The following is a 7,190-nucleotide window of genomic DNA, read 5'->3' as shown; positions in this document are numbered from 1 at the left end:
GAGTTTAATGGCTGCTTCCGGTCAGGAGCGGTCATTGCGAAAACAGGAACTCAGCTCCACCTTGAAGTCGGCTTTCGCGTCGCAGCAGTCATTAGGTGGGGCCTGGTTGAGGCGCATTGATTGGCCATAATAGGCTAGAGACAGCACATGTCACACTGGCATAGCCACGCCTCTAAAGTACGGATGTGTCACGGTATAAAATCGTACACCTCTCTAAACTTCGCGAGAACCTCTTGGCCCTGCACTTCTAAAGTTTGTACATAAAACCCATAGACAGTTTGAGCAACCTTCATTGCCGTTTCCAATTCATCTCGGCCGCGAGAGGTGCTCCCGTCTTCGCGCTCGGGCAGCCTAAAGGGGTAAATATAAGAGCCGGTGTTGTACCTGGCAGCGTCACTAGCAGTAAGAGTAACCAATGCTTCTTGGTTATCTGTGTAATAGCTAACAAACGACTTCAGGTCTGCTAATTCTGCTTGGAGCTCTGGGTTTTGCAGCAGGATTAAGCTCCCTGATTGGATCAATACATCTAAAACTCCAAAAGAAGGATGGTAGGTTGGATGTATTATGATGGCGTATTTCAGCGTATCAAGCTCATCAACGGGCGGACTTGGCTCAGCACCATTGAGTATTCGGACATACCTCAACACCTTTTGAGCGTGCAGTGTTTGTGCTTGTGTGATGCGCTCCAAAGCAAGGATATTCGCTGTAATTTCAGCCTTAAGATTGCGCATGAGGGCGTCGCGTTTAACGGCTTCTTCGGATTTCGCCCACCACGCATCAATGGCGAATGCCAAGAGAATACTGCCCACTATCGCAACTGATTCCAATGCGAGGCGGCGAAGGGTTTGTGTGCTTCCCATGGTTTTCAGGCTCCCAAGTAAGAGATCAAGTCTTATGGAAGGAATTTAACAGAGAATCAAGGAAGCTCTGAAGATAAAGCGATATCTGCTAGGGGCACAATGCGGACCTTCAAAGTAACAGCCTACCGTTGTCCCTAGTAGGCGAAAGCGGTCGTCTAGGTAACTTCTGCTAACACCTCGCAGTGGTCTATTCAGATTTGGAGTGTCGGACGTCCCACATAAATTTTAAGCCACCCAAAATTCCAGCAAATAGTAGGACGAAAGACACATACGCCGGGTTTGCATCAATCGGTAACAATTCGGGTCGGCTATCTTCCAACTGTTTTGCGACTACATAAGCTGCATTGAACCATACAGTGGTTCCCCACACGGTAAAGCCACCAAACACGATATAAGCGCCGGTAGCTATGACGCACTGCACCGATGTGAGACGAGCTCCCACCACATACGCAGCTATGACAAAGCCACTGAACACAGAAATATACAATGTGAGTACGCTGAGGCCGTTTTCGACTGCACTCCAATAGTGCGGCACAAGCTCTGTTGCAGTCATTCGTCATTCTCCATCAATCGATTAAAGGCAGAGTGACGATATACCGATTTACCTACGTCTCAAAATAGGCGGAAGCGGTCCCTGACAATGTCTTAAAACATCTCAAGAGAATCTTTCGCCAGACAAGAAAGCAGTCATGCTTTTATAGGCATCTCAGAACCGCTTATAGGCACAGTCGGCCAACAGCTCACGTACTCAGGGAGCCTGGCGTATCGATGTCCTGTTAGTGGCTCCCATCGACGGCTTTAGCCACAGCTTGCATGGCGAAGAAAGCTTTCGTGGAGTCAGGAAATTGAAAGTCATCGGCTCAATTCTCCATGATGACGACGGATACATCATGTCGATAATCAGAGGCAATCAACTGACAAAAGGAAGCTTGCCCTGTGAGAACGTCTTAATCACGAAGGTACCAGACAGGAACCCTGGAAAACTGACGATGAAAAGGTACACCTCCGCATAGCAGTGGATCTTTAGCCAACCTAAGCCGAGCGCCCTAGAATCCTCACCGGATAGTACGCTCCGATGACGTTCGCCACGAACTGCTCTCGCTTTGTCGAATTGTCGTAGCTAAGGCCAAGACTTCAGTGCTACGTTCTCCAAATGCGAACTCTCAAGCGCCTTTTTTTGGCGCCCCTCAAAGCCTTTTGCATCTTGATTGTGACAGCCGTACTCATCCTTTGGGCCGCTGTTTTGTGGCCTATCGCCACGCCTGTGCCTAACCAAAGCCACGAACTCGTGTTGATCGACAATATTTCCATTGTTGATGTCGATCAGGGCGAAGTGATCGAGGGTTCGAGCATCCTAATACGAGAAGGCCAAATTGTTACTTTGGGAGCCAAGCCAACGGGTTCCGAGTTCGTAGTAGACGGCAGTGGTCGATATGCAATACCCGGTATGTTCGACATGCACACGCATAGCTTAAAACTGTCGCCAGTGCTATTCCATCCGCTGTACGTCGCTTCGGGTGTCACAGCTGTTCGCGATATGGGTGGCTGTATTGATGGTGATGATTCCTGGGTCGCCTGCGCCCAAGAGAAACGTGAGTGGACGCGCAAAGTGGAAGAAGGCACCCACATCGGGCCTCGATATGATCAGGTTACAAGTCTCGCTATAAATGGAGGCAGCGAAATTCCCTCAGGGCTAGCTCCAGCGTTGGGTGCCGGGACTTCAGAAGGTGCTCGACTCCGTGTGGTGCATGATCAGAAGCGAGGCATCGACTTCTTAAAGACTTACAACAACATACCTAGAGATGCCTACTTCGCCCTTGCCAACGCCGTTAAGCAAACGAACCTGTACCTTGCTGGGCATATACCAACTTCCGTTACTGCAATTGAGGCCGCAAACGCAGGGCAGCGCAGCTTCGAACACGGCATGGTGTTGATTTTAGACTGTTATCCTGACATCGATGAAATTAGAAACGCAGATGATTTCTTTCAAGCCTATACAGACGAAGCACGTATGCGAATGGTTACAGAACATGACGCAGCGCGATGCTCACGTATTCACAATGCCATGCGACGAAATCAAGTCGCGCTAGTGCCAACGCATACCACACGTAAGCTCGACGCTTATGCCGCCAATGAGTCTTATCGATCAGATTCCCGGCTGCGCTATATTCCAGATTTGCTACGCAGGATGTGGCTTGGCGATGCCGACAGTATGGCGAAAAGAGGATCGGCAGAGAGCTATCAGGCGATCTACGAGTTGGGCATAGCGCAGACCGGAGTAGCGCATCGCGCCGGCGTTACCGTTCTGGCGGGTACCGATTCGCCCGACAGCTTCGCATTTCCGGGCTTAAGCCTCGCTGATGAGTTAAATCACCTAGTAGCCGCGGGGCTCTCGCCTTTGGATGCGCTCCGCAGCGCAACGCGAGAGCCAGCAAAGTTCTTGGGGTTAGAGGGAAAAGCGGGGGTGATTCGATCGGGCGCGAGAGCGGACATCGTGCTCCTCAATTCTAATCCGCTCTCAGAAATTGACGCAGTGCGTGATGTGCACACGGTGGTGCTCGCCGGTGTTGTTTACGATCGAGAAGATTTGAAAGAGCTGCGATCTACCGTAGAAAAGAATGCAAGCCATCTTTCCTTGTCGCCGAAACTGGTTTGGCAGCTTTTAAGAAGCCCCATAATGCGTCGTCAGTTCGCGGACTGATCCCGGCAAATGCTCACAATATGACCGCTGCGGCTTACATTTAGATAGGGCGCGCCAACTCGGAGAGGTCGGCTTTCTTGGAATCCGCTATCCCTAGTGCTTCCTAAATGCTCTCGCCGGCCAGTCTCGGCCATCCATCAAGTCTGCGACTATATTCTTTCAAACTCAGTCTGGCAGTGCGCCTCAAACGCATCTACAAATCTTTTACTTAGATTGCGTTTGTACTCCGCCCAAGGGAGATACCCCGGCGGCGTAAGAACCGCCTCCATGCCCCCGTCAGGAAAGACTGTTGTACAGCCGTCAGTTAAATACGCTAAATAGTGTTCTTCTTCCAAGATTCCACGATCAAAGCTTTTCCATGCGGTTTCAGTAATGTTCAATGTAGAGAGGTTCCGAAAACCTGCAGCTACCGATAGAAAGTCCGTATCGTTAGCCTCTGCAATCGCCCTTACCAAATCGGCGTTCTGATGCGCTCCGACGCTTAACTCAAGGTACATAGCGTTTATCTGCTGCACGGAATCTGCCTCTGCTACGTTATTGGCATGGCGAAGTTCGAGACCTACAAATACCAGCGAGAGAACAATACTCACTGCGCCCACAAACTCAGTGAGAGTGCGCAGTTTTGTTTGAGTACTCATAGAGAAGAATCCCTTTCAATGCCAGGAGACGAACAGTGTAGCTTCTCTTGCGCGGGGGCGAGTCTGTGCCAGATCATCAGAATCCAGATGCTTGCGCAACTACTGATAGCGACGAGAAAACAAACAGTACTAAGTTGTAGAAGTCGCCGTGGATCTTCACTCTGACGAATAGGCTTCCAATTCGATTTCGATCAGAAATTCCGGCAACGCCAGCCCCTTCACCTCTAACCAGCTACCCGTAGGAAAATGACCCTCATAAAGCTCCGCTCGGAACTCACCAGAAACCTCGACAAACCTCGCCATATCAGTGGTAAAGACGTTCTCGACAATAACGTGCTCAAAGGTCAATCCGTAGTGCGCAAGGATTTTCTCAAGATCCCCATAGACGTTCTTCATTTGCTCCGCCATATCCCCTAGCGCAGTGGGGTTACCCTGAGAATCCATACTTACGGCACCCGACACTTTTACCTCATGTCCAATCCGGACTGCGTGCGTGTAGCCGTAAGCCTTCTCAACCTCGGGCCTAAGCATGAAGTATTCTGGCTCGGCTGAAAAAGTCGGGGCACCCAGCGTCAATGCCAACGTAGACGCCAGCAAAATCAAACACAACTGGCGCAGCCCTGAACTCAACATCATAGGCCCGCTCGAAATACGCAATCCCGTTGTGACTTTTTCTTCTTTCGCTCTCATACGCCGCTCTTCATATTAATTCTCAACCGCAACTTAACGGACGAGCCATATAATCTGCAAGCTGCACGCTGCATGGACAGTGACAAACCGTCTGTTAACCCACATCGGTGCGCTGGCGCTTTTGTGTACCCGCCAATCGGTTGGCTTCTCCCCCCCCCCTATTCTGAAAAATTTTGACTACAAAAAATAACAAGGACGCGAGACCGGCTAAGCACTCTTAGCTGTCATTGGCCCCGCTAAATAATCCGTGGCCTTTACGTCGGTTTCCAGATGGTTCTTGGCATACAACTATGCAATTTGGGAAGATTGCCTCATTCTCCAGTTATTCTGGACTTAGGGGCCCAAATGCTACTACGCAATATCACAAAACACGTTAAGGATCAGAACTGGTTCGCGGTCAGCCTCGATTTCATTATTGTTGTATTTGGAATTCTTATCGCCTTTCAGATTACGGAATGGAATAACGCCCGCAGTGACGCGCGCTCAGAACGGGCACTACTAGAGCGTTTGCACGAGGAGATCGTAGCGACACGGACCCTTGATGCAGCGACGCGCGAGCTCTTTGTCGATGAGCGTCAGGAGAACTTGATTTCGGCGCGTCATGTGATTTTTGGTGTGACGGAACGCACGGAGCTAACGGACAAAGAATGTCAGGCGATTGGGTTCAGTCATCTTCCACTGTTTGGCGGGCGCGCGGAGATCCCTGTTATCTCAGAGTTACGCGCGACCGGAGAGGCGAAACTTTTACGCGATGAAGGGATAGTCCGACAGGTATCGAAATTGGCGAGCCTCGTCCATAGTGGAGCCGGTTTCGAAGAATCGATTCGATCAAAAATCACATTGCTGTCGCGTGCGTTCCCGGACGTGATTCTATTGGGGGTCGAACCACAGGCGGTAACAACCACAGAATTTGAAGTTGACCCTTATGATGTCCACTATGAATGCGACACGGCGGGTATGCGCGCCAACGCCGCGTTTCGCAATGCGTTCGGTGAGAATGTCACGCTCCAGTTTAGCTTGGTTGAAATGGCCATCGATCCGATCCGGCAATCATGGAGCGATCTCAACGCAGCACTTGATGTCAGTCTGGGCGAAAACTATAAAAAAAATGAGCGCTGACATAGCTGACATATATGTATGCCAACGACCCAGTTATCTTCCGTGGGCCCAACGTCCTAAAACTCAGTCCAGCTTCGCGAAAGCGCATCGTTAACACAGAAGTCAACTCACGCCAGCCTAGATCGAAAGGCTGGATCGCCGATGAAGTCGATGAGGCCGTTGGCCGACTGAGAAAGTTCTGTTGTTCAATTGCGACTCTATTCTAATTGATAAAACGTACCATAATCGCAAATGCGAGCCTCTGCGCAAACAACGCATCGTCGTATGTGAGCACTGCTCAGCGCCAAACACAGGCCACATCCAGTCAGATCCATAGCGGATGCTTTTAAGCTTGCTCACAAGCCGGGATTCGCTGAAATTAAGTCGATATCGACTGATTCGACGGCGAAGCACTCCGGTCCGCCGTGATTTAGGCTCCGTCGCCTGCAGTCGACTGAACGCTAAATCGTCTCAGCGGCCGAAATAAAAGTGGGCTCCGCATCTGGCATCGTCGGAGTAGAGTAAAAATACACCAGCGCAGACAGACCCAGCCACGCTGTGAACATCAGTGGGTAGGGCCAACGACGCAGAAAAAATCGTGCCGCGAGCAAAGTTGTCACCGCCGTGCCAGCCAGCGCGATCAAAACCGGCAATGCCGCCAACATATCAGTCGCTGTGAGTGACACGTTGATTGCAATGCTTGCCCACTGAGCAGGAAGAAGCGCCAGGAACCAATCGGGTAGCGTGCCCGGGAACACCGAGGCTATGAACAACACTGATGCCTCGCCAGCAACAACAAACAAGGCCATCAACCATCCTCGCTGAGCTAGCGTTACCGAAAACAGCGCGCCTCGCGCGGAGAAACTGACGCTTGCGATCACCATAGCCAAGGCGGTTGATAGCGGATGTGTAAGCACTGGCATACCCAGCGCTAGTGCTAATAACAGCAAGAACGCTACATTCATCAACGCCAAAACGACCGCAAGGCCAAAGCGTCCCGCTGTAGCTGCCGCTATGATGCCAACGCCCATAAGACCCAGGGTGAATATAGGACCGCTGCTTAACGCCTGAGGAGAAGATGCTCCATCCCAGAGCGTCAGCAGCACAACCGCCGGGACAGCAATGCCGAGCAGCACTGTGGTGCACCAAGCCGAAGCTGGCCAAATCAGAAGTCTGTTAAGAGCTAGTGACCTCATGAATATG

The 7,190-nt window shown here is 51.0% G+C and carries 7 protein-coding genes; 2 read left to right on the top strand and 5 right to left on the bottom strand.

Annotation, left to right across the window (positions count from 1 at the left end; translation table 11 throughout):
- Window positions 1-188: 188 nt before the first annotated feature.
- Together AB8B76_RS05380 and AB8B76_RS05375 are read right to left on the bottom strand one after the other, a co-directional pair.
- Entirely contained in the window at window positions 189-860 is a 672-nt protein-coding gene (locus AB8B76_RS05380) for a hypothetical protein (RefSeq protein ID WP_405270985.1), read from the bottom strand.
- Between the two features lie 187 nt (window positions 861-1,047).
- Window positions 1,048-1,413 carry a hypothetical protein gene (locus AB8B76_RS05375; protein ID WP_405270984.1) on the bottom strand — a complete coding sequence of 122 codons (366 nt, stop codon included), beginning with the start codon at window positions 1,411-1,413 and terminating at the stop codon, window positions 1,048-1,050.
- Window positions 1,414-2,070: 657 nt separating this feature from the next.
- Here AB8B76_RS05375 and AB8B76_RS05370 point away from each other — a divergent pair.
- A complete protein-coding gene (locus AB8B76_RS05370) occupies window positions 2,071-3,561 on the top strand; it encodes an amidohydrolase family protein (protein WP_405270983.1) in 1,491 nt (496 codons plus the stop codon).
- 149 nt (window positions 3,562-3,710) lie between these two features.
- Here the strand turns inward: AB8B76_RS05370 and AB8B76_RS05365 are convergent, their stop codons facing one another.
- Together AB8B76_RS05365 and AB8B76_RS05360 are read right to left on the bottom strand one after the other, a co-directional pair.
- Complete coding sequence (locus AB8B76_RS05365; RefSeq protein ID WP_405270982.1) at window positions 3,711-4,199, bottom strand: hypothetical protein; 489 nt, start codon at window positions 4,197-4,199, stop codon at window positions 3,711-3,713.
- Between the two features lie 156 nt (window positions 4,200-4,355).
- Window positions 4,356-4,889: a RidA family protein gene (locus tag AB8B76_RS05360; RefSeq protein WP_405270981.1), complete on the bottom strand. Its 534-nt coding sequence runs from the start codon at window positions 4,887-4,889 to the stop codon at window positions 4,356-4,358.
- A 345-nt stretch (window positions 4,890-5,234) separates the two neighbouring features.
- Here AB8B76_RS05360 and AB8B76_RS05355 point away from each other — a divergent pair, with 345 nt between their 5' ends.
- The gene (locus tag AB8B76_RS05355; RefSeq protein WP_405270980.1) at window positions 5,235-6,008 is read left to right on the top strand and encodes a hypothetical protein; all 774 of its coding nucleotides are present in this window, start codon (window positions 5,235-5,237) and stop codon (window positions 6,006-6,008) included.
- A 440-nt stretch (window positions 6,009-6,448) separates the two neighbouring features.
- Here the strand turns inward: AB8B76_RS05355 and AB8B76_RS05350 are convergent, their stop codons facing one another.
- A complete protein-coding gene (locus AB8B76_RS05350; RefSeq protein WP_405270979.1) occupies window positions 6,449-7,183 on the bottom strand; it encodes a hypothetical protein in 735 nt (244 codons plus the stop codon).
- Between the last annotated feature and the right edge of the window lie 7 nt (window positions 7,184-7,190).

It is taken from the genome of Congregibacter sp. (assembly GCF_045107095.1).
Lineage (GTDB): Bacteria > Pseudomonadota > Gammaproteobacteria > Pseudomonadales > Halieaceae > Congregibacter.
This window is presented reverse-complemented; position numbering and strand designations above follow the sequence as displayed.